The 22,351-nt window shown below is 58.7% G+C and carries 23 protein-coding genes; 9 read left to right on the top strand and 14 right to left on the bottom strand.

The window, feature by feature from the left end; translation table 11 throughout:
* Positions 1-103 precede the first annotated feature (103 nt).
* Entirely contained in the window at positions 104-700 is a 597-nt protein-coding gene (locus SLH49_RS18220; protein WP_320270585.1) for a 2-hydroxychromene-2-carboxylate isomerase, read from the top strand.
* Positions 700-1,485 (top strand): alpha/beta hydrolase, encoded by a 786-nt coding sequence (locus tag SLH49_RS18215; RefSeq protein ID WP_320270584.1) that lies wholly within the window; start codon positions 700-702, stop codon positions 1,483-1,485. Before SLH49_RS18220 ends, SLH49_RS18215 begins: the two co-directional genes overlap by 1 nt.
* On the opposite strand, the gene SLH49_RS18210 is transcribed toward SLH49_RS18215, so the two are convergent.
* The 6 genes from SLH49_RS18210 to SLH49_RS18185 all read right to left on the bottom strand — a co-directional run bounded on the left by SLH49_RS18210 (position 1,454) and on the right by SLH49_RS18185 (position 6,369).
* Positions 1,454-2,500: a threonine aldolase family protein gene (locus SLH49_RS18210; protein ID WP_320270583.1), complete on the bottom strand. Its 1,047-nt coding sequence runs from the start codon at positions 2,498-2,500 to the stop codon at positions 1,454-1,456. The genes SLH49_RS18215 and SLH49_RS18210 overlap by 32 nt on opposite strands.
* The gene (locus tag SLH49_RS18205; protein ID WP_320270582.1) at positions 2,501-2,965 is read right to left on the bottom strand and encodes a YcgN family cysteine cluster protein; all 465 of its coding nucleotides are present in this window, start codon (positions 2,963-2,965) and stop codon (positions 2,501-2,503) included.
* Positions 2,958-3,896: a bifunctional riboflavin kinase/FAD synthetase gene (locus SLH49_RS18200; protein WP_320270581.1), complete on the bottom strand. Its 939-nt coding sequence runs from the start codon at positions 3,894-3,896 to the stop codon at positions 2,958-2,960. The genes SLH49_RS18205 and SLH49_RS18200 overlap by 8 nt, the downstream gene beginning before the upstream one ends.
* Before the next feature lie 93 nt (positions 3,897-3,989).
* Entirely contained in the window at positions 3,990-4,433 is a 444-nt protein-coding gene (locus SLH49_RS18195) for a MaoC family dehydratase (RefSeq protein WP_320270580.1), read from the bottom strand.
* A 90-nt stretch (positions 4,434-4,523) separates the two neighbouring features.
* Positions 4,524-5,399, bottom strand: a complete 876-nt coding sequence (locus SLH49_RS18190) for a TIGR01459 family HAD-type hydrolase (RefSeq protein WP_320270579.1) — start codon at positions 5,397-5,399, stop codon at positions 4,524-4,526.
* A gap of 52 nt (positions 5,400-5,451) precedes the next feature.
* A complete protein-coding gene (locus tag SLH49_RS18185) occupies positions 5,452-6,369 on the bottom strand; it encodes a manganese-dependent inorganic pyrophosphatase (protein ID WP_320270578.1) in 918 nt (305 codons plus the stop codon).
* A gap of 543 nt (positions 6,370-6,912) precedes the next feature.
* Here SLH49_RS18185 and SLH49_RS18180 point away from each other — a divergent pair.
* The gene (locus SLH49_RS18180; RefSeq protein WP_320270577.1) at positions 6,913-7,566 is read left to right on the top strand and encodes a DUF2161 domain-containing phosphodiesterase; all 654 of its coding nucleotides are present in this window, start codon (positions 6,913-6,915) and stop codon (positions 7,564-7,566) included.
* A gap of 25 nt (positions 7,567-7,591) precedes the next feature.
* Here the strand turns inward: SLH49_RS18180 and SLH49_RS18175 are convergent, their stop codons facing one another.
* The 5 genes from SLH49_RS18175 to SLH49_RS18155 all read right to left on the bottom strand — a co-directional run bounded on the left by SLH49_RS18175 (position 7,592) and on the right by SLH49_RS18155 (position 14,333).
* Positions 7,592-8,584: a TraB/GumN family protein gene (locus tag SLH49_RS18175; protein ID WP_320270576.1), complete on the bottom strand. Its 993-nt coding sequence runs from the start codon at positions 8,582-8,584 to the stop codon at positions 7,592-7,594.
* 358 nt (positions 8,585-8,942) lie between these two features.
* The gene (locus SLH49_RS18170; protein WP_320270575.1) at positions 8,943-9,659 is read right to left on the bottom strand and encodes a Crp/Fnr family transcriptional regulator; all 717 of its coding nucleotides are present in this window, start codon (positions 9,657-9,659) and stop codon (positions 8,943-8,945) included.
* A 189-nt stretch (positions 9,660-9,848) separates the two neighbouring features.
* A complete protein-coding gene (locus SLH49_RS18165; RefSeq protein ID WP_320270574.1) occupies positions 9,849-10,829 on the bottom strand; it encodes a hypothetical protein in 981 nt (326 codons plus the stop codon).
* A gap of 166 nt (positions 10,830-10,995) precedes the next feature.
* Positions 10,996-12,636, bottom strand: coding sequence for an FAD-binding dehydrogenase (locus SLH49_RS18160; RefSeq protein ID WP_320270573.1), 1,641 nt, complete (start codon positions 12,634-12,636; stop codon positions 10,996-10,998).
* Between the two features lie 44 nt (positions 12,637-12,680).
* Entirely contained in the window at positions 12,681-14,333 is a 1,653-nt protein-coding gene (locus tag SLH49_RS18155) for an AMP-binding protein (RefSeq protein ID WP_320270572.1), read from the bottom strand.
* A 375-nt stretch (positions 14,334-14,708) separates the two neighbouring features.
* On the opposite strand from SLH49_RS18155, the gene SLH49_RS18150 reads away from it, so the two are divergent.
* The 5 genes from SLH49_RS18150 (at position 14,709) to SLH49_RS18130 (ending at position 18,549) form a co-directional block, all read left to right on the top strand.
* Positions 14,709-14,954, top strand: coding sequence for a hypothetical protein (locus SLH49_RS18150; protein WP_320270571.1), 246 nt, complete (start codon positions 14,709-14,711; stop codon positions 14,952-14,954).
* 143 nt (positions 14,955-15,097) lie between these two features.
* A complete protein-coding gene (locus tag SLH49_RS18145; RefSeq protein WP_320270570.1) occupies positions 15,098-15,430 on the top strand; it encodes a hypothetical protein in 333 nt (110 codons plus the stop codon).
* A 63-nt stretch (positions 15,431-15,493) separates the two neighbouring features.
* On the top strand, positions 15,494-16,156 hold the full coding sequence (locus tag SLH49_RS18140; protein ID WP_320270569.1) for a response regulator transcription factor: 663 nt from the start codon (positions 15,494-15,496) through the stop codon (positions 16,154-16,156).
* Entirely contained in the window at positions 16,153-17,502 is a 1,350-nt protein-coding gene (locus SLH49_RS18135) for a HAMP domain-containing sensor histidine kinase (protein WP_320270568.1), read from the top strand. Before SLH49_RS18140 ends, SLH49_RS18135 begins: the two co-directional genes overlap by 4 nt.
* A gap of 54 nt (positions 17,503-17,556) precedes the next feature.
* Positions 17,557-18,549: a DUF2125 domain-containing protein gene (locus tag SLH49_RS18130; RefSeq protein WP_320270567.1), complete on the top strand. Its 993-nt coding sequence runs from the start codon at positions 17,557-17,559 to the stop codon at positions 18,547-18,549.
* Here SLH49_RS18130 and SLH49_RS18125 read toward each other — a convergent pair.
* The 3 genes from SLH49_RS18125 to SLH49_RS18115 are packed head-to-tail and all read right to left on the bottom strand — an operon-like array spanning position 18,546 to position 21,378.
* Positions 18,546-19,535 carry a TIGR01620 family protein gene (locus SLH49_RS18125; protein ID WP_320270566.1) on the bottom strand — a complete coding sequence of 330 codons (990 nt, stop codon included), beginning with the start codon at positions 19,533-19,535 and terminating at the stop codon, positions 18,546-18,548. The two genes, SLH49_RS18130 and SLH49_RS18125, sit on opposite strands and share 4 nt — an antisense overlap.
* Entirely contained in the window at positions 19,532-19,969 is a 438-nt protein-coding gene (locus SLH49_RS18120; RefSeq protein WP_320270565.1) for a GNAT family N-acetyltransferase, read from the bottom strand. Before SLH49_RS18120 ends, SLH49_RS18125 begins: the two co-directional genes overlap by 4 nt.
* Complete coding sequence (locus SLH49_RS18115; RefSeq protein WP_320270564.1) at positions 19,966-21,378, bottom strand: YcjX family protein; 1,413 nt, start codon at positions 21,376-21,378, stop codon at positions 19,966-19,968. Before SLH49_RS18115 ends, SLH49_RS18120 begins: the two co-directional genes overlap by 4 nt.
* A 95-nt stretch (positions 21,379-21,473) precedes the next feature.
* On the opposite strand from SLH49_RS18115, the gene truA reads away from it, so the two are divergent.
* Positions 21,474-22,250 (top strand): tRNA pseudouridine(38-40) synthase TruA, encoded by a 777-nt coding sequence (gene truA, locus SLH49_RS18110; RefSeq protein ID WP_320270563.1) that lies wholly within the window; start codon positions 21,474-21,476, stop codon positions 22,248-22,250.
* Positions 22,251-22,351 lie beyond the last annotated feature (101 nt).

Genomic DNA, 22,351 nt, shown 5'->3' with positions numbered 1-22,351 from the left:
AAGGTACGGGGCGCAACGCCTTTGTAACAGATTCGTGGCGTTGACACCTGCTAGCACAGGGTTACCGTCCGGCAAAGAATACAGTCTGTCCACGGAGCGGCAAATGCCACATATCGACTTCTACTTTGCAACTTTGTCACCCTTCACCTATCTCAGCGGCACCCGGCCAGCCGAGGTTGCGGCAAAGCACGGGGCGACGATGACGTACAAACCGCTTGATATTATGGCGCTCTTTACACGCACAGGTGGTATACCGCCGAAAGACAGACACCCGAACCGGCAGGAATACCGCCTGCAGGACCTTGTGCGTCGGGCCAAGGTTGTCGGGCTACAGTTGAACCCCAAGCCGATGTTCTGGCCGACCAATGGTGCGCCGTCGGCCTATGCGATTATTGCGGCGCAGAATAGCGGCGGTGACGTCGCCAAGCTCGTGCATGCATTCGGCTCCGCCTGCTGGGCGGAAGAGCGGGATATCAGCCTGGATGACGTGGTGCGCGATTGTCTGGAGAAGGCGGGCTTTGATCCTGCCCTTGCGGACAAGGACATGATGACGAGCGCCGATACATTCGCCAAAAACCTCGAAGACGCGGTGAGTGCAGGGGCCTTTGGCGCGCCCTTCTTTATCACCGACACTGATCAGCGTTTCTGGGGTGAGGACCGGATCGACGATCTGGATGCGTATCTTTCCGGCAAGCTCTGATGCCCGACATTTCCGGCCATGCGGTGCATGCCGTGACCGTGGGCGCCGGTGCACCGGCGGTTATGGTGCATTGCGCACTGGCGCGGCATGATCGCTTGCTGCCGCTGGCCGAGGCGATTGGCGGGCACGTCACGCTGTTCGACATGCCAGGCCATGGGAAAAGCGCCGATTGGGACGGCAAGACTGAGTATCAGGGCCTGGTGGCAGACGCTGCGGCAGCGCTTTGCGACGGCCCCACCCATTTGATCGGGCATTCCTTCGGAGCCACAGCCATGTTGCGTCTGGCGGTGACGCGTCCTGATCTGGTCAGCCGCCTGACCCTGATCGAACCGGTTTATTTCGCCGCCGCGAAGGGCACAGCGGAACATGACCAGCACGCAAAGGCCTTCCGCCCCTTCGTCATGGCAATGCTGGCGGGAGACGAAGCGCGTGCGGCGGAGGTCTTCAACAGCCTCTGGGGTGCGACGCCTTGGGAGGATGTGCCGCAACGCCTGCGCACTTACCTCACCAAGCGCATTCACCTGATCGTCGCGGGCGCTGCTGCGATTGAGGAAGATGCGGACGGCATCACCTCCTCCGAGAGGCTTGAGGCGCTGGATATCCCCGTGACACTGATCCGGGGGGCGGACAGCCAACCGGTCATTTCCGCGATCCATCAGCGTCTGGTTGAACGGATACCGCAGGCGCGCGATCACGTGGTAGCCGGTGCCGCGCACATGCTGCCGCTGACCCATATGGAAGAGGTGGCGCAGATCATCCGCGCAGCAGATCAAGGAACTGCGTAACGCCTTCCTCGGTCATCGACCAATCTGTGACCAGCCGTCCAATCAGCAGCTCATCCGAGTCACCGGTTTCTGGATCACCGCTCATCACGTAATAGACCGCACCTGCGTCGAGCATGCGTTTGTGCTCTGCACGCGACATCTGGAAGAAGATCATATTGGCCTGCGGTTCAAACAGCATCTGCACCGCATTGTGTCCCCGCAGACCCTCGGCAAGCTGAACGCAACGCGCATTAGCCGCGCGCGCCGTATCCAGCCACAGCCCATCCGCAAGGTATGCATGCATCTGGGCCGACAGATAGCGGTGCTTTGACAGCAGATGCCCGCCTCGCTTGCGGCGCAGCTCAAACTCCCAGGCAAGGTCGGGATCAAAGACCACGCAGGCCTCAACCCCCAGCGCGCCGTTCTTCGTGCCGCCAAAGCTGACCGTATCGACGCCCGCCTTCCACGTCATCTCAGCCGCTGAACAATCGAGCGCGACCAACGCATTCGCAAATCGCGCGCCATCCAGATGGGTCTTCATCCCGTATTCCCGCGCAACTCCGGTCAGCGCCCTGATCTCATCAAGGGCGTAAAGCGTGCCCTTTTCGGTCACCTGCGTGAGTGACAACGGACCGCGCTGGGGGCCATGCACACCGCGGTTTTCCTCGGCGAGCACCTTGGTACGCAGGCCATCCGCATCCATCTTGCCTTCTGCGGTCGGCACCAGCGTCAGTTTGGCCCCGGTATAGAATTCCGGCGCGTTGCACTCGTCCTCATGGATATGCGCGCAATCGCTGCAGAAGATCGTCTGCCAAGGCTGTGACATCGTGCCGAGCAAAACGGAATTGGCCGCCGTGCCGTTGATGATCAGGTAAACGGCAGCCTCCGGCGCCTCAAAAATCTCGCGAATTTGCCCGCGCACCTCCTCCATGATCGGATCAGCGCCATAGCCCATCGCGTAGCCTTGGTTCGCCTTGATCAGCGCATCGATGACATTCGGATGAGCGGGTCCTGCATTGTCAGAGGCAAAGAACATCTAAAGCGGCTCCTCGATAATATGATCTTCCCAGTCGTCTTCATCGACCTCGAATTCAGGCACCGTCATCCCCCGCACGGAAACGCCCGCGCGGTGCACGGACATGGGATCGCCTGAGATCAACGGATGCCAATCGTAAAGCGGCCGTCCCTGATAGATCAGCCGATAGGCGCAGGTTTGCGGCAACCAGTACATGTTCTTCTCAATCGTCTCAGGCGTCAGAACGATGCATTCGGGCACATATTGATGCCTGTCCCGGTAGTTGGTGCAAAGGCAGGTATCACCGTCGAGCAATCTGCACGCCACGCGGGTGAGCGCGACAGTGCCCTCTTCATCTTCGAGCTTGTTGAGACAGCATTTCCCGCAACCGTCGCAAAGCGCCTCCCACTCCCTGCGGGTCATGTTGGCCATGGGCGTGGTTTCCCAGAAGCGGGGTTTCAGGTGCTTGCGGTCGATATCAGACATGGGCGAGGATCTGGCGCGCCTGATCGCAATCGGCCTCCATCTGCGTGATCAGCGCATCCAGCCCGTCAAACTTCAACTCAGGCCGCAGGAAATCGACCAAGGCGACCGACAGGGTCGTGCCATAAAGGTCGCCCTTGAAATCAAAGAGGAATGTTTCGCAATTTGGCAGATTCTCGCCAAACATCGGGCGCACACCGATCGAGGTCGCACCATCATAAGCACCTTGATGCGGCCCATCCAGCACATCCACCTTCACTGCATAGACTCCGAATTTCGGCGGATGCAGCCCGGCAATCGACATATTGGCCGTAGGATAGCCCAGCTCGCGCCCGCGCTGATGGCCGCGAATAATCTCGCCTTCAATCCGGTGCCAATGGCCCAGCATAGCGGCGGCGTCGCGCGGTTTGCCGTCGCTGAGCGCCTGTCGGATCGCGGTGGACGATACGCTGGCCGTGTCGATGGAAACGATGGGGGCGATGGTCACGCCAAAACCCATTTCCGCGCCAAAGGCTTGCAGGTCCTGCACAGTCCCTGCGCGCCCTTTGCCGAAGCAGAAATCAGCGCCCACCACGACGTGCTTGAGACCGAGTTGGTCTGCGATGATCGTTTGCGCAAATTCGCGCGGGTTGAGACCAGCGAGGGCCTCATTAAACGGCACCTCATACAGTTTCTCGACGCCAAGCTTGGCAAGCCGGTTTGCCTTGGCTTCGGCATTCATTAAACGGAAGGGCTTGGGATCATTGGAAAAATAACTGCGCGGATGCGGCTCGAACGTCATGATCCCTAGCGGCGAGTGTGCCACTGTGGCAGCCTCACGCGTCAGGTCAATGACGGCCTGATGCCCGATATGCACACCGTCGAAATTCCCGATTGCCGCAGCTGCACCACGATCAGCGGGGTCGATAAAGGCAGTGTCTCGGATGATGCGCATGGCCTTGGGTAGCTGAGAGGGCTGACCCTTGCAAGCGGCGCTCGGCAGCCCTTTCGGGCTTTCGCGCGCAGAGAGCCGCAGGCTTGATGAGCGCTAGTCGAATTTCCGAGATGGCGCGAGAACGGTGGCATCGCCGACCAGTACCTTTTTGTCGTCGACAAGGCAGCGGGTGTTCATCGTCACGCGCCGTTTGGCATGGTCAATATCCGTCACCTCAACCTCTGCCAGCACCATATCGCCAGGGCGCACGGGGGCGAGGAATTTCAGGTTTTGGCCCAGATAAACCGTGCCGTGGCCGGGAAGCTGCTCACCAATCACCGCGCTGACAAGGCCCGCCGTGAGCATACCATGCGCAATACGACCGCCAAAGATCGTCTCTTGCGCGTAATCTTCATCCAGATGGACCGGGTTGCGGTCGGTCGAGACCTCGGCAAACAGTTGGATATCGCGATCCGTCACCACCTTGCGGAGCGACCGGACCATGCCGATTTCGATGTCTTCGATGCAGATCGTTCCGCGCGGGGCATTGTCCAGCATATCTGGCTCCATCAAGTAACAAAAATTCCAGTAGTGAATTTATATTGAAATTTTATTACTTCGCAGCTGCAGAAAAATCAAGCGATTCTTCTACCGCAGGTGGCCCATCGCATAGAGTGTGCTGATCTGGTGCGATTGCAGATAGCCCTCCAACGCGTCAGGGTCCGGTTGCCGGTCTGTCTTTGTCTCAGCCGCCGCGAGACCGCCCGAGATAAAGAGCGCGTCAATATCTTCCTGCTGCGCGCCCAGAATATCCGTACCGATCCCGTCACCGATGGCGATAATGCGCGGATCGGATGGGGCATTTGTTAACGCAGCGAGCCGACGTCGCGCCAGGTCATAGATCGGCGGGTGTGGCTTGCCGAAATAGAGGCTTTCGCCACCCATCTCAGTATAGAGCTGAGCCAAGGCCCCCGCACACCATTCACGGACATCGCCACGATCAACCACGATATCCGGATTGGCGCACAGCAGTTTCAGGCCTTTTTGCTTTGCATAAAGGAATTCCGGGCGGTTTACGGCGACATCCGCAAGCGGATCAAATGGACCGCAGCAAACGATCCCCTCCGCCTCTTCCAGCGGGACCTTTTGGATATCGGCTGGTTTTTCGATGATCTTCAGAGGCTGGAAGAAGTCATCATCCCGCGGACTTTCACCCATGAACCAGATCTTTTCACCAACAATCCCGCGATACATCGCAGCACGCGCACTGTCACCTGATGTGGCGATAGCGTCCCATGCATTGTCCGGCACGCCCAATCCATGGATTTGCCGCGCAACAGAATCCCACGGACGCGGCGAATTGGTCACAAGCACCACAAGCCCGCCATTTGCGCGATACATCTGCATCGCCCTCACCGCTTCCGGCAACGCATGCAGGCCGTTATGCATGCAGCCCCAAAGATCAACGAAAGCAGCATCATAGCTACCCGAAATCTCGGCGAAGCTCTCGATAATCTGGGTCATGCAAGAACCTGTTTGGCCAAAAAGCGTGTGCAATGACGGCCCAGTTGTGGTGTCAGACTTTGAGGGCGGGAATAATCTGCTTTTTCCGGCTCATGATGCCGGGCAGAACGACGCTGTCACCGTCCACCTGGGCTGCAAATGACTTTTGGGCAACCCCTTTGACCATGTCATTGGGGATTAGCATCGTCGCCTCTTCTTTCAGGATGTCGACAACAAAAAGCAGCACCTCGTCCACCTTGTCTTCCTTTGCGACCTTGGGCATTTCGGTCATCAGGGAGGCTTTGCGATCCAGCACGATGTTAGGCGCCGTGGTTTCCAGAACCGACACGCGGAATTTCTTGCCATCGACGCCGTATTCCTTGCTGTCCATCCGCAAGAGTTCAGCATCGGAGAAGGCAGAAACGTCCGATTTCGCCTCAAACATTTCACCGGCGTATTTCTCAATCTCAACCTTCAGATCAGCAGCAAGCTTTTCGGCCAGTTCCTTGTCCATCTCTGTGGTGGTGGGCGAGCGGAAGGCGAGCGTGTCTGACAGGATGCACGACAGCATCAGCCCCTTCACGCCTTCAGGCATATGGTCGGCATGGGTTCCCATCATCTGGTGCATGATTGTCGCGGTGCAGGCCAGCGGGCGCACGGTGATGTTGATCGGGTTCTTTGTCTCAAGCCCGCCAGCCAGCTTGTGGTGGTCGATAATCGCCAAGACGTCGGCATTGTTGATGTTGCCGGGAAGCTCGGCCGGGTTGTTGGTGTCAACGATGACGCAGGATTGGTCATCGCTCACATCCTCGATCACGTCGGGCAGTTCAAAGCCCCAGCGTTTAGCCACGAACTTCGCTTCGGTATTCGGTTCACCTAGCAGGGCCGCTTTGGCGTCAAACCCTGTGTGGTTCAGGAACCACTCCCAAATCAGGGGCGAGCCGGTGCTGTCCGTGTCGGGGGATTTGTGGCCGAAAACAAGCGTTGTCATGAGCATTACTTTCTAATGAAGCTGGATTTGCCATGTGTATACGAGGGCCGGTTGGGGCTGTCACCCCATCGTGGCGGTTTGACCATCTGTCGATAGCTGTGATATGCGAAAGCCACCAAAAGGAGGAACCTGACGATGGACCAGCACGCTTAATCCGCGCCACCTGACCCCACCCCCCTTTTGAGGAGCACCCTGACAATGGACCATATGCGTAACGCCTGAGGGCGACAACTTTGGCCGTCTCCGGCCCGAATTTCCATTTCCTACGAAGGTGCCAACCATGCCCCGTAAAACGCCCAAACCCCGCAAGCCGGGCGCAAATCTTGTGTCCAAAATCAAAAATCGTCGTGCAAACCGCCCAGATCCGTTTGGGCGCGGGACAAGTGCTTTGCCCGAAGGCCTCAACCGTGCCCGCCGCGACAGCAAACGCCCGCCCCGCTTTCCGGGCCGACAGGGCGGACGATAAATCCCGGCCCCGCCGTCCATGCGGCGGGGCTTGCCCCCGCATTGCAATTGCCATTTCTTGGCGCCAAGGGAGTTTGCATGCCGAAAGAATCCGACCTTTACCCACCCATCAAGGCCTATCTGCAAAGGCAAGGCTATCAGGTGAAAGGTGAGGTTGGGGCGGCAGATGTTGTGGCGCGACGGGGCGATGAAGACCCGGTCATCGTCGAACTGAAGCTAGGCTTCTCACTGGCCTTGTTCCATCAGGGGATTGACCGTTTGGCGATTACCGATCACGTCTATCTCGCAATCCCCGCAGGACGCAAAAGCAAAGCTCTGCAAGCCAACGTGAAGTTGGCACGGCGCGTTGGGCTGGGCGTCATGACCGTGCGGTTGCGCGACGGACATGTCGAGGTGCTAGCCGATCCGGGCGGCTACGCGCCGCGCAAATCAAAGAAGAAGGCTACCCGATTGTTGCGCGCCTTTGATCGGCTTCAGGGGGATCCAAATGAAGGCGGTGCGACCCGGCATGGGATTGTGACCGGCTACCGGCAGGACGCCCTGCGTTGCGCACGGTTTCTGGCGGTTCACGGGCCCTCCAAAGGGGCAAAGGTCAAGGCATGGGCCGAAGTCCCTGACGCCACACGCATTATGGCAGCCGACCATTACGGTTGGTTTCAGCGCGTCTCGCGCGGTGTCTATGATCTTACCGACGCCGGACGTCAGGGTATCGCCGATTTCGGCGATGTCTAAGCCCGCGCCTTGGACAAAGCGGAAGTTACTCGATCCGTGTCAGTGTCCAGCCATCATCCTGCAGGAACTGCAGAATGCCTTCCTGCCCAATCAGATGCGCGGCTCCCACTGCGACAACCAGATCATCGTGCTCGGCAACCGCATCGGCAATCACCGGCATCCAGTTGCGGTTGCGCTTGATAAGCAACGAATCCTCGATATTCGCGAACATGTCTTTCGCGGTTTGTTCATCCACACCGGGCACTTCGGTCATGGCAATGCGCGACATCTCCCACAAGGTCCCCACATCCTGCGCGAAGTAGCTGTCGAGCATGGCGACGAACATCTGCTGCTGGATAACCGGGCTTGAGAGATTGACCATCAGCATATCGATCTGCTCATCGAAAGTGCTGTCTTGGAACACCTCAAAAAGCGTCGTCATCGGCTCAAGGGCCTGCATAGGAACGCCAGCTTCAATCGCACCCTCGCTGATCATGTGATCAAGTCCCAGATCACCGGCGAGCATGTCTTGCGTCGCACAGGGCGGGATCGACAGGATCAACGACAGATACCAGGGCTGCATCTTGGCCGCCATGAAACCGGGGACGCCGCGGTCAGTCGCGGCCTTGGCAATCAGCCCCCAGGTTTCCTCGTCCAGCAGGGTCGGCAGGGTGGGCCCTTCGGTAATGAACAAAAGGTCGGGGTCGGTGATGATCAGTTCCTGTAGCTCGGCTTCTTCCTTGGGCGTGGCCTCCAGCATGATCAGGTCGGCAGCCGCGACTTCGTCGCTGATCTCATCATAGATCGGCTCAAGCCGCGGGTCGTAGATATGCATCGTACCGACCACGGTAATGGTGTCCGCACCCCTTGTGGCGGTCCACATTGTGCCCTCACTGAAAGGGAGCGCATCCGCCGCCTCGGCCAGTGCAGCGCGCCTGGCAGGATCAAGTTGGTCAAGATAACTGGCGCCCACGCATTGCGCCGCTACTGGCATGCCCAAACAAATGAGAAACGCCGCGGCGGCATGACGCAAATGCATGAATTCTCCCTCGAAACGACCTATGCGAATTCTCCCTCGAAACGACCTATGCGGCTTATGTAAGTGGTCACCGATTGGGATCAATTGCCCACAGCGGGTTCCAACAACAAAGTTACTGGGATCGCACCAGCCCTCGCCAGTCCAACTTGATTGAATACCTTGCGTGGGTCCTGACCTCTGCGGCTGCTCAGACAGGACACGCCACAATTGCGCCTTAATTCACCCTAAGATCAGGCTGATAATACCAACCGATCCGCCCATTAACATAAGCGTCACCTCGGCACCTAAAATACTGACAATTTTCATTATTTTGCTCGATACGATACCTTACCAAGCGCTTTATAGGACGAAAATGTGGCTAGGTTTTGGCCAAATCGTATTCCCTTGACATTACGTCACCCAGCTCTTCCGTGAGCGTCTCAGGATCGCAGATTTCGATGCGCTGGCGCGAGGATTTGATCGCGCCGCGTTTGGCGAATTTGCTGATTGAACGGCTCACCATCTCACGATTGGCCCCAATGGAGCCTGCGATTTCGGCATGGGTCGGTGCGTTTTCGATCACAGCCCCGGTGGTCACGCCGCCATGCTCTGCTGCAAGCCGCAAAAGATACGCGCCAACGCGCTGCTCTACGGTCAGCGTCGTCATCTCAAGGTTGCGCAAAGTCAGAATACGAATGCGTGAAACAAGTTCGAGCGCGACACGCTCTCGGATCAACGGCACTTCGTTAAAGAGCTTCAGAAAACTCTTTCGCTTCATCACCAGCACGCGCGCTTCAGTCTTGGCGACAACGGCCAATGATCGTGGGACCCCGTCAAACGCAGCCAATTCCCCGAAATAGGCGCCAATTCTGAAACGCGAGAAGACAATTTCACGGCCTTCGCTCGTCCAGAGAACTGCAAGAAGCGCGCCGGACAGCAGGAAATAGAGATCGTTCGATGCATCATCCTGGTCGAAAATGGTTTGCCAGGGTTGCAGCGATAACTCACTCAAACCAAGATCAAACCCTTCCAGGTCCGTCTCCGTAAGCCCAGCAAATAAAGGCAGATCATAGGTAAAAAGCTGGGCGGGCGTCATGGCAGTGCCCGCCTTTTTGGCCCGCATCCGGGGCTTTCAATCCATGTTTTTGGATGACGACACGCAGACAGACTCATTTCGCGCACCTCCTGACGGAGTGCGACTATAGGCCACTTTACGCAGCTTCCAAGCCGGTATTTGCAAGAGCGGCCCTCAGGTCGCCCGTACCCGGCTCGGTTATGTCGTCAGCTACATCACCTCAAACGGGCAATGCCAGGGTGCCGCAACGCTGATGGCCAGCGTCGGGTCCGCCTCTTGATGCGCGGTCATTGTCACCAGCGTATGGCGTGCGCGTCCGCCCGGTGCTTCACACCGAATGTCCATCAAATTGATGTAGGCACTGATCTCATCGCCGCCACAGGCCCGCACGCGCCGCTCAACCTCGTCATCATGTCCAAACAGATGCTTGGCCGAAAAATAAAGGTTCAGTTCCGGTGCGCCGCCAGCCTTTTTCGTGGTGTAGCTGAAACCGAGTTTTTGTGTTGGCAGCTCCGACCCTGAGGAAGCAGTTGTCATCTCGTCAATCGCCCGGGACAGCGCGTCATGAGATACCGCCGCCGGAGCCGCCAACTTGGGGAGGATGGTGCGATCTGCACCCTCGACCAACCAGTAAATCGTAATGTCTTTCGTCGTGGCATTGTAAGCCAGCATGGTTGTCTTTGCAGTTTCGCCCGCCGCTTCAAGCACCGGCTTGATCGGTGAGGGCGACATCAGGCCCAAAAGGTCACTGGCCGCAGCGGGCAATTCTGCGTAAAGGATCACCTCGCAATTGGTGCCATCATGCCGCAAACCCAGCCGCGCGCCGTAGCGTAGCTGTACATCACCTTGTGCGGCGCTGATCACATCACGCAATGCGGCCGATGGCAGTTCCGCGCCGAGATCCTGCATGATCTTGCAAACAGTATTCACGCGATTTGTCGGGTCGCTCGACGGATCGGCCACCTCAGTAATCAGTTCAAGACCCTGATCACCTTTGTGGAAAGTCAGTGTCACCGGCGCACCCGTCTCGGTCAGCGTGCTGGGCGCCCAATCCGCCCATCCGCCCGGATGCATGACGCCTATGTCGTGCAGAATCCTTTCGAGCATTTCCCCGGCTTTGCCCTGCCGACGCAGGTACCAGCACCAATCCAGGTCATTGCGCGACGGGATGGCAGGCGAAAATGCAAACATGTAAGGCTCCTGACTGGCTACGACAGATGACTTCCCGAAACGGGGTTTAAATGCGTTGCCGAGGCAGGAATGTGTGTTTTCACACATACGCCCGGAATTAGTGATTCCATTTTGAATTAATTGCTGCGGGTCGGGTTGACCGCATGGGCGGTTCCGAGGCCAGAGCCTATCCTGCTGAGCGGCCCGCTCGGCGACCGGAATGGATGCAACCGCCCAGGAACGTGCCCTCAAGCGCGTTATTGCCGTGATAGCCTCCGCCGCCAAAGCCAGCCGCCTCACCAGCGGCAAAAAGCCCATCTATTGTCCGACTGCCGGGCGCGAAGACGCGCCCGTCAAGGTCGGTATGAATACCACCCAACGTCTTGCGCGTGACGACATGCAGTTTCACCGCGATCAGCGGCCCGTTGGACGGATCGAGAATCTTATGCGGCTTGGCCGTCCGGATCAGTTTGTCCCCAAGATAGTTGCGGGCGGAATGGATCGCGGTCACTTGCGCGTCCTTCGTGAACGGATTGTCAATTTGCGCGTCCCGCGCATCAATCTGGGCACGCAGCTTTGCAGGATCAATCAGATTGCCACCCAACTGGTTCATACCGCCGACAAGCGTGTCGAAATCATTGGCAACAACAAAGTCTTCGCCCTTTTCCTTGAACGCCTCAACTGCCGCCGTTGCCCCTTTGCCGAGCCGCTCCCGTAGCACACCGCGCCATGTTCCGCCTGTCAGGTCGGGATTTTGCTCTGACCCGGATAGCGCAAATTCCTTTTCGATGATCTTTTGGGTCAGCACGAACCATGTGTGGTCGTAACCACGTCTGCAGATCTCATGCAGTGTCGACATCGTGTCGAACCCCGGCATGCAGGGTGCTGGCAGCCTATCACCGGTCGCATCAAACCACATTGATGACGGCCCCGGCAGGATGCGAATCCCATGTTTGGGCCAGATTGGGTCCCAGTTCTGCACCCCTTCGGTGTAGTGCCACATCCGATCAGTATTGATCAGTTCTCCGCCAGCCTCCTTGAGGATATCCAGCAGCAATCCGTCCACATGTTCAGGCACGCCGGACACCATCTTGTCCGGTAAAGGTCCAGATTTCGAGGCGTCCCAGTTGCGCCGGACAAGATCGAAATTCCCGCCAATCCCGCCTGATGTGACGATGACCTGATCCGCTCTGATGTCAAAACGGTCGATTACATCGCGGTTGGTTGCCGCACCGCGCACCGCATCATCGGGCGCCAGCACCTCGCCAAAGACACCAGCGACTTTTCCGTTTGTGATGTCAAAACCGGTCACGCGATGACGGAAGCCGAATTCCACCCTTCTGGCCTTCTCAGCCTCCAAAGCGCGCGCCTCAAAAGGTTTCAGCACGCCGGGCCCCGTACCCCAAGTGATGTGAAAGCGGGGGATCGAATTGCCGTGACCATTCGCAAAACTGCCGCCACGTTCGGCCCAGCCGACGATGGGAAACCAGCGCATGCCAAGGCTGTAAAGCCATGGCCGCATCTCACCTGCCGCAAAATCGAGATAGGCCTTCGCCCATTCGCGGGGCCAATGATCTTCCGGGCGGTCGAATTGCGCCGAGCCCATCCAGTCATTCGTCGCAAGCGCGTGGCTATCGTTCACGCGCATCCGCCGCTGTTCGGGCGTATCGATCATCAGGAGCCCACCCAGGGACCAGAATGCCTGCCCGCCCAGGTTCTGCCGCCCCTCCTGATCAAGGATCGTGACGGTCTTGCCGCGCAAGACCAGCTCATGCGCCGCCACAAGTCCCGCCAGACCGCCGCCAATGATCACCACATCGCTATGCATGATTTGTCCTCCCGCCGGCAGCTTTTGCCGATGCGGGGGGGTTGTCAAACGGAGGTGTCCGTTCCGTTGCGTCGCGCTTCTGCCTCGGCCCGCGCGCGCAGGTCTGCGCGAATGATCTTGCCCGTCGTGGTCAGCGGCATGTTGTCGATGAAGCGCACCACCCGCGGATATTCATATGCCGCCAGTTTCGTTTTGACATGGGCGGCGATGTCCTTGGCAAGCACGTCACATGGGGCATGACCCTTGGTCAATTGGATATAGGCCGCAACGACAGAACCCCGGATCGCGTCGGGCATCCCCACAACGCCAGCCATTTGCACGGCAGGATGGGTGATGAGACAATCCTCAATCTCCGCCGGGCCTATGCGGTAACCGCCGGAGCTGATGATATCGTCGCCGCGACCGATGAACCGGATGCGCCCAGACTCTGTCTTGGCCCCTTTGTCGCCTGTCAGCAGCCACTCATCGCCCCCAATCCGCGCGAATTTCTCGACCGTTGTGTCGGGCCGCTTCCAGTATTTCAGGAACATCACCGGGTCCGGTGCCCTGACGGCGATGCTCCCCTCTTCACCGATCTCACAAAGCCGACCCGCCGTTTCGTCGATCACGTCCACCACATGGCCCGGCACCGCAAAACCCATCACACCCGGCTCTGCAGGTTCAAGCGCCGCGCAGGATGAAACGATCATGTTACATTCGGTCTGGCCGTAGAATTCGTTGATCGTGGTGCCAAAGACCTGCTGACCCCAAGCGATCAGCTCTTTGCCCAAGGTTTCGCCGCCACTGGCCACAGACCGCATCGGTACTGGTGCATCAGGTGTCTCAAGCCGCATCAGCTTGAGCGCGGTGGGCGGCAGAAAGGCGTTGCGGATACCGTGATCGCGGATCAAATCAAACGCGGCACGTGCAGTGAACTTTTCGAACCGGCACGCAACAACCGGCACGCCGTGATGCAAGGCGGGCATGAGCACATCAAGCAATCCGCCAATCCACGCCCAATCAGCCGGGGTCCAGATACGGTCCCCTGGCTGCGGGAAGAAATCATGGCTCATCTCGACGCCGGGCAGATGGCCCAGAAGGACCCGATGGGCATGCAGGGCGCCTTTCGGTGCACCGGTTGTTCCGGAGGTATAGATCAAAAGTGCAGGATCGTCCGCACGTGTCTTGACCGGCGTGAATTGCGTTGGCTGTGCCGCACAGCGTGCGTAGAGGTTTTCCGCCCCGTCACCTTCAATCGATAGGATTGTCTGCAACGCGGGCAGCTTCTCCCGAAGCGCGGCCACTTTCTCTTGTCCCTCGGCATTGGTGATCAGAACCTTCGCGCCCGAATCCTGCAATCGGTGAAGGAGCGCGTCCGGCCCAAACAGCGTAAACAGCGGCAAGGCAATCCCGCCCATCTTGCTGATCGCGATATGGGCCACAGCCGTTTCCACACATTGCGGCAAAAGCACCGCAATCCGATCGCCCCGTTCACACTGCGCGGACAGAACATGGACCAGTTGATTGGACAGATCACGCAAAGCCGCAAAGGAGTGATTGGTCGCCGATCCGTCGGCGGCAACATCGATAATGGCAATTGCATCCGGATCGCGTGCTGCATGTCTGTCGCAGATATCGACGCCGATATTGTAGTGATCTGGGATGTCCCAGGAAAAACCGGCGCGGGTGGCAGCGATGGTCGGCATTTGACGGAGCATAGTGGCCTATCAGGACCGCTGACTTGCGCCATTGTCAATGGAGGCAGGCGAACCGATTCGGTTCAGATTCTGGTTGCTATGAAATTAAGGGCTGCATCAGATTAGTTAACACAACCTTAAACTGTGACGTGTTGCAAAAATGAGGCGCATGATACGCCACATTTACAACTCCGGAGAAGGAACAAATTCCATTTAAAATCAGAATTTTAGCATAAATACATCCACCTAAGACCAACACTTCTCCTGCATCGCGCCAAGATGAACCCAAAATGAATGGCATGTTATTACTCGGTTCATGCCTGTGTCGGCATAGTGTCAGCGGGGTTCACTGGATGTGCAGGTCAACGCACCTGTTGTTTCGGTAAAGGAGTGGAAATGTTAGACGTACGCAGGTTCTTCCAGGATGATGATGATACCTATCTGCCTTGTGCAAGCAGCGCAGGCGGCGCACCATCTTCAAAACCGCGAACTGACGACGCTGACACAAATGTCCACATGGTCGATTTTGCCCGGCCCGAGATCGCCAGATCGGATGCCCGTTTTCCGCAGGTTGACGAAATTCTGGATCGCCTTGACAACAATGCGCGTGCGGTAAATGGCGTATCGCGCCGGCCAGACTAGCGGAAAAAGGTTCTGACCGGCGATCTGTCTGTCGCTCATGAGCCAGCATATATATGAGACACAGGGTTGCTGCCACAATCATCGCGTTTTCAGCCGTTGTTTCCGCGGCAAAGGCAGATATTCAGGAACTAAACCAAGCGGAGTTGCGCCACGCAATCGCCGCCGAGCGGGCCATCGCCTCTTATCATTTGATAGCGGACGTGCAGAAACATATCGGCGGAGAAGTCCTCGATGTACGGGCGTTCGACCTGCAAGGTGCAGTGATATACCGCGTTCTCATGCGGCAAGGAGACGGGACACTCTGTCCACTCATGCTCTATGGCACCAGCGGTGAAATCATCGCGCCCACGACGGAAATCGGACGTGCAATCGTCGAATTTTCTTTAGACGCGAACGGCACAAGCGACCATGCGCAACATTCACCAGCCAGCACATTCGAAGGCAAGCTCGATATGTCGGGCGGCTCAGACAAATAGGTTGTAACGAGCCGGCCAAATTCTCGTCAAACTTCTGCCACCAGCGACTTTTACACCGTTGTCATGCGTATATTGCTTGCCGAAGACGAGCCCGTGCTCGCCGATCAGATCCGAAGTGTGATGAAGTCCGAAGGCCGCGTCGTTGACGTGGCCCCGAACGGTATCGAAGCACAATTCCTGGCTGAAACCGAACCCTATGACGTCATTATTCTGGATATCGGCCTGCCGGAGCGGGATGGCATCACCGTCCTGAAGCATTTGCGCGCGACAGGCGTTGATACGCCAGTCATTATCCTGACAGCGCGCAACGATTGGTCAGATCGCGTTGACGGGCTGGACGCCGGTGCCGATGATTACCTGACCAAGCCGTTTCACATGCCAGAGCTCTCGGCGCGTGTCCGTGCGATGATCCGGCGCAAGGCGGGGCAGACAAACCCGGTGTTCCACAAGGACGACGTGAGCTTTGACAGCCGTAACAATCAGGTGACCGTGAGCGGCATTCCCAAGAACCTTACAGCGCAGGAAGTGGCGGTGCTGTCGTATCTCTTCCACAATTCCGGGCGGCTGGTGTCGCGCACGGAACTCTCTGAGCACATCTATCAGTTCGATGGCGACAGGGATTCCAACACGATTGCCGTTTTCGTGAACCGTTTGCGCAAGAAACTCGGCAACGACTTGATCGAAACAGTACGCGGGCGCGGCTACGTTATTAAAGCGGCGGCATGATCTCCCTGCGCCGCCGTGCAGTTGCCGGCGGCATGCTATGGGCCGCGGTCACAATTGTGCTGGGCCTCGCCGGGTTATGGTCCTACACGCTCTCAGCCACAAATCAACGTTTTGCAGATCAGGTGACCAACCGGCATGTGCAGGCTCTGGTGGCGGTCGGCAATTATAGCGGCAATCCTGATGCCCTGCTGCGCCGGTTGAGCGACCCGGCCTATGCGCGGCCCTTTTCGGGGCAATATTGGCAGATTGAGAATGATCAGGGCCTGTTGCTGACATCTCCTTCGTTGGTCGAAACGCTTCTGCCACGCGCCGAAAACATCGGCGACGACACAGAAGTTGGGGAGTTTACCGCTGCAAACGGCGAAAACCTGTTTGGCATTGCGCAATGGCTGACGTTGGAGGATGGATCAAACTGGCACGTGCAGGTTGCATCAAATGTCGACGTCCTCGATGCGAATATCGCGAATTTGAGGCAAACTCTGCTGCTCGCCTTTCTGATCATCTGCACCATTGGCGTTGTCGGAGCATTGGTTCAGGTCACGGTAGTACTACAACCCCTGAATGCATTGCGGGCCGATGTGATGCGGCGGTGGGACGATGTAGACGGGATGGAGGCCTCCGCCTATCCGGTTGAAGTCGCACCATTGGTGACTGATATCAACACCTTGCTCAAGCGCAATCAGGAGATCATTGGCCGGTCGCGCAGACAGGCCGCCGACCTTGCGCATGCGATCAAGACGCCCTCCGCCATTATGCGCAACGAGCTTGGCGCGTTGCAGGCGAACGGCCAGGATGTGAGTGATGCTATGAATGCGCTGGATACGCTTGATGCGCAATTGAAGCGCTCCTTTGCCCGCATGCGCGCGGATGACACGCAGAACGCCATGCCCGTGGTCACCGAGGGGACCGAGACACTAACGCGCATGGTCCGCGCCTTTACCGCGCTGGCGCGGAATGCCGGGCGCACCTTGTCATCCGATGTTGCCCCCGGACTGCGCATCAGGATCGACAAAAGCGACCTCGAAGAGATTACCGGCAATCTGTTGGACAATGCGGTGAAGTTTTCGGGCGGCCACGTCCATCTTTCCGCGCGGCGCGACGGCGACCGAATCATGATCACCATCGAAGATGACGGACCCGGGATCGCGGAAGAGGACAAGCCGAAAGCCACCCAAAGTGGGCAGCGCCTTGATACTGCCAAACCCGGCACGGGCCTTGGCCTCGCGATTGTAGATGACCTTGTCCAGGCCTATGGCGGCAGCGTCACACTGGAGCGCTCCGCCGATCATGGGGGGCTGAGTGTCATCATTTCGCTCGAAGCAGCGGGTCGAAAGGCGACCCGGTAGCGTCGCGCCCACCATCGCGCTACATCCCTCGCAGCGCGATGATGGAGGACGCGGATGGCCCGGTTGATCATCTGGACCCTGATTTTAGTACTGCTTTACGGCGGCTACTGGTTCGGCGTGACCCGGACGCTTGATCAGGTGATCCGCAATGGCCTGACGCAAGCGCGCGCCCAGGGCTGGCAGGTTGAATTTGAAACGCTGGAGACATCTGGTTTCCCCGGCGATTTTGATCTGAAAGGCAGCGACATAGACATTGTGGCGGCCGGGAACGTATGGGCCTGGCAGGCACCCAATCTGCGCCTTTCCGCGCCGAGCCTGCAGCCAACCCGCCTTGCCGCCGAACTACCCAATACGCAGACACTGCACCTTGGTGATCAGTCCTTCCAGATTGAAAGCGATGTGCTGGAACTAACGGCAGCGACGCAATTCAACATGGCGCTGCAATTTGATGCCGCACACATCACAGCGAAAGAGACACGCATTCGCGCGGATGCCGGGTGGCAAGCCGGTCTCGACAATGCGATAGGTGCGGTCACCGCTACGCCGAACCAGGATCGCACCTATGATCTTGATGTGACAGCAAGCGGCATCACCTTCCCCATTTCCGTGGTGCAGCAAGTTGATCCAACTGGGACGCTGGCAAATGTGGTTGATCAGCTTGCGCTTGACGCCGCGGTCACATTGGACAGGACGCTGGACCGTCATGCATTTGCAGATCCAAACGACCAACCCGTGCTAGAACGGATCGTGCTGCACCAGTTCGACATGCGCTGGGGCGATATTGGTCTGCAAGCCTCTGGCGCGTTCGACGTAGATGCGACCGGCGCACCTGACGGGCGCATCACTTTCCGTACCGCTGAATGGCAGACCATCATCGACTTGTGCGTGGCGATGGGCGCGATTGACCGGGGTGTCGCCCCGACCTTATCCAACATGGCGCGCGGCATGGTTAATGCTGACGGAGTCTTGGTCGTGCCGATCAATTTCAGTGACGGCTTCATGTCCATGGGGCTGCTGCCGCTCGGACCCGCGCCGCGCTTTCACTAGCGCGACGAAAAAAGTCCCGCCAGCGCGTGCCGGACGAGCGTTGTGACCGAGGGGCGCGGTGTTGCGTGGAAAGGCAATGGGCGACAAACCTCAATCGCCGCAACGCCCACGCGCGCAGTCAGGGCGCCATTGATAACCCCCTCACCAAATCGGCGCGAGACTTTGGAGAGCATGCCACCCCCTGCCACAGACCCGATCAGATCATCGCCCACGGCCACAGCACCTGTCGCCACCAGATGGGTCAGCACCGTCCGCGTCAGCCGCCAACTGCCCAGCGTTCCCGACCGACCTCCATAGATCTCGGCCACGCGCCGGATCATCCGCAGATTGGCGGTGAGTGCCGCGAACACATCTGCAAGTGCGAGCGGCACAATCGCTGTAACGGTAGCAACCTGCCGGGCAGCAGCCTCCACTTCACGCGCCGCGCGCGCGTCAAGCGGGGCCAGCAACGCCGTCTCGGCCCGGCCAATCAGCCCGTCTGCGTCCAGCACCTCTTCCCGCGCCTGCTTTAGCTCCGCGCGACCCCAAGAGGTGTCGGCGCGATCCTTGTATAGCTGTTCCAGGGCAGTCACGACCGCGCGGGCCGCTTTCAGATCTTGGGTTTCCAGCGCGGCATTGGCCTGCCGTTGCACGGCGTCCAGTTTGCGCAACCGGCCAAAGGCGGCCAGTTCCCGTATCGCCACGATGATCAGGATCACCAGGATCAATCCAATCAGCACCGTCGCAATCCCACCCAACAGCGGCGACCGCGCGAGCAGTCCGGTGACATAGTCCCACGCCGCCAAGGACAGGACAAAGCCAGTCAACGCAAGCGCCAATGACCAGAACCATCGCGTAAGCGGCGATGCTCGGCGCGTGGCAAGTGCCGCGACCTTTTGCATCGCTTCACCTTGCGCAGCAATATCGTCATCCGGCACTGCAGGCGCCAATGCGGGCTGTGCTGCTTCTGCATCTTCTAGATCAATAAGAACGGGACCACGGCTCATGAAGATCGGCTCCACTGGTAACGGATATCGGGCTGTCGTTCGGCATTGTCCTGGCCGCCAGTCATGAATGCGATCTTGAAACCGTGCCTCTGGTAAAAACGACGCGCGCCTAGGTTCGCCTGAAAACACCACAGCGTTAGATGTGCAACACGCTCCTTCATATTCGATAACAAGGCGCTGCCAATGCCCTGCCCTCTTGCAGAAGATGTCAGGAAAAGCTGGCTGATCTCGCGATCATCTCGCGCAATGAACCCAAGCACGTCATCGGCCTTTTCGGCCACCAAAACGTCCTGAGAGGCAACAACGCCGCGGATGAAGGCGACGTCCTCTTCCCGGCTATGCAGATCGGGAATGTAAGGCGTCTCAGCCCGCCAATCCCCCATGATCCGGGCAATCGGTGCGATATCCGCCTTCATCGCAGCGCGCAGGATCACAGCCGATCCCCCAAGAGGAACTGTGCGGCCTTGTCCAGCCGAATATGTGGTGGCCCGTCGCCGGGGCGCAGGGTGAGCGGGGCGGGCGCGAAATTCATGACGCTATAATCTGCATCCAACCATTTCTGAGACCCGTTGCGGGCGGGACCCAGCAGATGCGTCGGATCATCGGGCAGTTTGCCGGGATAGAATGCCGCCTGTTTGCCGTTCTCCAAAAGCCGCCCCCGCACGACGTCCAAAGGCCCGTCGCGATGATCGACGGTTTCCTCTACCGTGGTGCGCAAAGCGGCAATCGACATCGCCGCTGTTTGCGCGCCGGCAAAATCAGCGCGATCTTTTGCCTCCCGCAAAAGGGCCTGGGTAATCGCGGTCAATTGGGCGTGCTGGCTATGATGCAGGTGGTCGGCTTTGGTCGCGGCGAAAAGGATCTTCTCCACCCGCCGCCCCTGAAAGATGCGCGTGAGAAAGGCGTTCTTGCCGGGCCGAAATGCACCAAGGATACGCGCCATCGCGCTGCGCAAATCGTCGAGGGTGGCAGGGCCTGCATGGATCGCGCCCAGCACATCGACGAGCACAATCTGTCGGTCGATCTTGGCGAAATGGTCGCGAAAGAAGGGGCGGATGATATTGCGCTTGTAGCTTTCAAAGCGCCGCTCAAACTCCCGCCCTAATGATCCGCGCGGCGTGCGCGTATCAGGCAAGGGCGCAAAGGTCAGCACCGGCGATCCTGCCAGATCACCGGGCAACAAGAACCGCCCGGGAGAGCAATCGGAGAAGCCCGCGGCGCGCGCCTCGCGCAGATGCGCGGTGAAGCGTTCCGCCAAGACCTGTGCCTCGGGTTCATCCAGCCTGACGGTCGGATCAACGCCCGCCACAAGAGCCACGTAATCATCGCCCCCGGGCCGCCCCCGCGCACGGTCAAGTGCCGCGACTGACCATTCGGCATAGCTTTGGTCCAACAGCCCCAGATCCAAAAGCCATTCGCCGGGATAATCGACGATATCGATATGCACCGTCCGTGGCCCGGAAAACCCCGACAGCATGCCGCTGGGCTGTACGCGCAGCGACAAACGTAATTCGCTGATCTGGCGCGTGCCGTCGGGCCAGGTCGGTTCTTTGGCCGTCAACCGGGCAAGATGACTTTCGTAGTTAAAACGCGGCACCGTATCGTCGGGCTGCGGCTGCAAGTAGGCCGTTTGGATTGCACCATTTGCCGCCGCCTGAAGCTGCGGCATGCGCCCCCGATCCATCAGATTAGCCACAAGCGAAGTGATAAACACAGTCTTGCCCGCCCGGCTCAGCCCCGTCACACCCAACCGGATCACCGGATCGGAAAACGGGGCAGTCAGCGTGTCGCTGACCCCTTCCACCGTCCGGGTAATCTGGTCGGCAATTGTCGTGATAACCAAAGATGCGCCTTTCGCCTGCTTTGCGGCAAGATAGGCGCGCCAGCGGGTGATGTGTAGGGATTGATTTCACGTCAGACGCCCCCTAATCGGATCAGATGCCCCGTTACGCTTTACTTGTCGAATATCACGGCGCCCCGTTTTCCGGCTGGCAGAGGCAGAGCCATCGCCCCTCCGTCCAGGGCGCGATTGAGCAGGCATTGGCCAAGCTGGAACCGGGCGAGCACACGATTGCGGCAGCTGGTCGAACAGATGCGGGCGTACACGCAACCGGTCAGGTGGCCCATTGCGATCTGACGCGGGATTGGGATCCGTTTCGCCTGTCCGAAGCGCTCAATTACCATCTGAAGCCCGATCCAGTGGCGATCCTTGACTGCGCAATCGTGTCTGAGGATTGGCATGCCCGTTTTGATGCGGTCGAGCGGGAATACCTCTTCCGCCTGATATCGCGCCGGGCACCACTGACATCCGAGGCCGGGCAGTTGTGGCGCGTCAATCACACGCTTGATGCCGCAGCCATGCAGGCGGGCGCGGACCAGTTGATCGGTCAACATGATTTCACGACCTTCCGGTCCTCGATTTGCCAAGCCAAGAGCCCCGTCAAAACGCTTGATGAGTTGCGGATTGAGGTGGTGCCGCGCTCCATCGGCACCGAATACCAGTTTCACGTGCGCGCGCGGTCGTTCCTGCACAACCAGGTCCGCAGCTTTGTCGGCACCCTTGAAAGGGTCGGTGCCGGTGCGTGGCATCCTGATGATGTGAGCGCGGCTCTCGCTGCTAAGGATCGCGCGGCTTGCGGCCCCGTCAGCCCGCCCCAAGGTCTCTATCTGGCCGCTGTGCGATACCCGACAGACCCCTTTGCCGCCACCGTTTGAGACGCTCCGCTGGCTCTGAGAAGTGAATGGCCATCACCCTTCGCCTTGGGTAGACAGGGCAAAACAAATGCGAGGGTGCGGTGGGATCACAAACGCCAAAA

Source organism: Cognatiyoonia sp. IB215446 (genome assembly GCF_033963825.1).
In the GTDB taxonomy this organism is placed as follows: Bacteria; Pseudomonadota; Alphaproteobacteria; order Rhodobacterales; family Rhodobacteraceae; genus Yoonia.
Note: the sequence above shows the minus strand (reverse complement) of the source record. Positions and strands in the feature narration are given on the sequence as shown.

Bases quoted from the DNA above. Each gene is read 5' to 3' on its own strand.
- SLH49_RS18220 (WP_320270585.1), top strand. From the start codon at position 104: ATGCCACATATCGACTTCTACTTTGCAACTTTGTCACCCTTCACCTAT.
- SLH49_RS18215 (WP_320270584.1), top strand. From the start codon at position 700: ATGCCCGACATTTCCGGCCATGCGGTGCATGCCGTGACCGTGGGCGCC.
- SLH49_RS18210 (WP_320270583.1), bottom strand. From the start codon at position 2,500: ATGTTCTTTGCCTCTGACAATGCAGGACCCGCTCATCCGAATGTCATC.
- SLH49_RS18205 (WP_320270582.1), bottom strand. From the start codon at position 2,965: ATGTCTGATATCGACCGCAAGCACCTGAAACCCCGCTTCTGGGAAACC.
- SLH49_RS18200 (WP_320270581.1), bottom strand. From the start codon at position 3,896: ATGCGCATCATCCGAGACACTGCCTTTATCGACCCCGCTGATCGTGGT.
- SLH49_RS18195 (WP_320270580.1), bottom strand. From the start codon at position 4,433: ATGCTGGACAATGCCCCGCGCGGAACGATCTGCATCGAAGACATCGAA.
- SLH49_RS18190 (WP_320270579.1), bottom strand. From the start codon at position 5,399: ATGACCCAGATTATCGAGAGCTTCGCCGAGATTTCGGGTAGCTATGAT.
- SLH49_RS18185 (WP_320270578.1), bottom strand. From the start codon at position 6,369: ATGACAACGCTTGTTTTCGGCCACAAATCCCCCGACACGGACAGCACC.
- SLH49_RS18180 (WP_320270577.1), top strand. From the start codon at position 6,913: ATGCCGAAAGAATCCGACCTTTACCCACCCATCAAGGCCTATCTGCAA.
- SLH49_RS18175 (WP_320270576.1), bottom strand. From the start codon at position 8,584: ATGCATTTGCGTCATGCCGCCGCGGCGTTTCTCATTTGTTTGGGCATG.
- SLH49_RS18170 (WP_320270575.1), bottom strand. From the start codon at position 9,659: ATGACGCCCGCCCAGCTTTTTACCTATGATCTGCCTTTATTTGCTGGG.
- SLH49_RS18165 (WP_320270574.1), bottom strand. From the start codon at position 10,829: ATGTTTGCATTTTCGCCTGCCATCCCGTCGCGCAATGACCTGGATTGG.
- SLH49_RS18160 (WP_320270573.1), bottom strand. From the start codon at position 12,636: ATGCATAGCGATGTGGTGATCATTGGCGGCGGTCTGGCGGGACTTGTG.
- SLH49_RS18155 (WP_320270572.1), bottom strand. From the start codon at position 14,333: ATGCTCCGTCAAATGCCGACCATCGCTGCCACCCGCGCCGGTTTTTCC.
- SLH49_RS18150 (WP_320270571.1), top strand. From the start codon at position 14,709: ATGTTAGACGTACGCAGGTTCTTCCAGGATGATGATGATACCTATCTG.
- SLH49_RS18140 (WP_320270569.1), top strand. From the start codon at position 15,494: ATGCGTATATTGCTTGCCGAAGACGAGCCCGTGCTCGCCGATCAGATC.
- SLH49_RS18135 (WP_320270568.1), top strand. From the start codon at position 16,153: ATGATCTCCCTGCGCCGCCGTGCAGTTGCCGGCGGCATGCTATGGGCC.
- SLH49_RS18130 (WP_320270567.1), top strand. From the start codon at position 17,557: ATGGCCCGGTTGATCATCTGGACCCTGATTTTAGTACTGCTTTACGGC.
- SLH49_RS18125 (WP_320270566.1), bottom strand. From the start codon at position 19,535: ATGAGCCGTGGTCCCGTTCTTATTGATCTAGAAGATGCAGAAGCAGCA.
- truA (WP_320270563.1), top strand. From the start codon at position 21,474: ATGCCCCGTTACGCTTTACTTGTCGAATATCACGGCGCCCCGTTTTCC.